Here is a 1441-nt window from a genome sequence, read left to right as displayed (position 1 = left end):
CAATGTCATTAAGTTAAGGGTTTAATTTATTGGTTTTCAGTTATTTGTATTGTATTTGCAATAGTTTTTTCGTATATTTAAGTAGGAATCAACTACTTATTAGCATGAAAAAAAACCGCGGTTTTTATTTTTGAGAAATTAAAATTAGAACTGTTTAGCGAGACACTGAAAAATGAATTTCGGGTATCAAAAAAATGTTTTATTAGAACCAGAAAACAACAATTTCCTCATATCTTGTTGTTGATGCTAAACATGTTGAGAAAAAGTCTATCTATTGAAATTGACAATTTTGTAAATTTCTTAAAACTTGGAACTACAAAGAAGTTCTCTAAAAGTGCTTTTGTCCAAGCGCGAATGAAAATAAAACCAAAGGTTTTTAAACATCTTTCTCAGGCTTTGATAGCTGAATTTTACACTGACAATGATTTGGCAGTAAAGAAATGGAAAAAATTTAGAATCCTTGCTATAGACGGTTCTAGAATTACCTTACCCATTACTGAAGAATTGAAACAATTATATGGAGAAACTAAGAATCAGTCTAACACAGGTGTTGTTCAGGCAAGATGTTCTATTCTATACGATATAGAAAACCGTTATGTGTTGGATGGGGCATTGGCACCATTAAAGCAAGGAGAAAGAGCATTAGCTTTATCACATCTATCATACTGTCAAAAAGGAGACTTACTGATTTATGATCGGGGTTATCCTTCTTACAATTTTATATACCAACACATAATCAATGGCTTGGATTACTTGATGCGAGTCAAAGTTAGTTTTAGTCAATTAACCATTGATTTTGAAAAAAGTAAAAAGAGATCCAAAATTGTTTCCATTTTCCCAGGAAAGAATACTAAGTTGTCTGATAAAACCTATACAAAAGATACACCTATAAAATTGAGATTAGTACGAGTGGAGCTGCCTAAAGGACAGGTTGAAATTTTAATGACATCATTATTGGATGCCAAAAAATATCCTAACGCTTCTTTTAAAGAATTATATAGAAAAAGATGGGGAGTTGAAACGTTCTATGATGAATTAAAAAACAAACTCAAAGTAGAACACTTTTCTGGATATTCTAATCAAAGTATCCAACAAGATTTTTATACAGCACTGCTTATTAGCAATATACAAACACTACTAGTAAGCGAGATAGAAGATGAAATCATCACACAAAATCAGAAAAGAAAATATGATTATAAAATAAATATGAACATATCATATGGTCTTTTAAAGAATAGGATATTAGAGTTGTTCTTTACTGAAAATTCGATGGAAAATGTAGTAGAAAAAATTAAAAAACTACTCCTTGAACATCAAGTACCTATAAGACCAAATAGATCTTTTAAACGAAATTCTGGTAAATACCGTTCTCGAATTAAACCTAAAATAACTAAAAATCATAAAGATAGCATCTAAAAATCTCTTAACTTAATGACATTGG

At 29.8% G+C, this 1441-nt stretch carries 1 protein-coding gene; it reads left to right on the top strand.

Translation table 11 applies throughout. The features are described 5' to 3' along the window. The first annotated feature begins 126 nt into the window (after positions 1-126). Positions 127-1416 carry an IS4 family transposase gene (locus tag J8M14_RS22915; RefSeq protein WP_211077170.1) on the top strand — a complete coding sequence of 430 codons (1290 nt, stop codon included), beginning with the start codon at positions 127-129 and terminating at the stop codon, positions 1414-1416. Positions 1417-1441: the final 25 nt, after the last annotated feature.

It is taken from the genome of Aquimarina sp. MMG016, assembly GCF_018100805.1.
Taxonomy (GTDB): Bacteria; Bacteroidota; Bacteroidia; order Flavobacteriales; family Flavobacteriaceae; genus Aquimarina.
The sequence above is the reverse complement of the archived record's forward strand: the minus strand, read 5'-3'. Positions and strand labels throughout refer to the sequence as shown.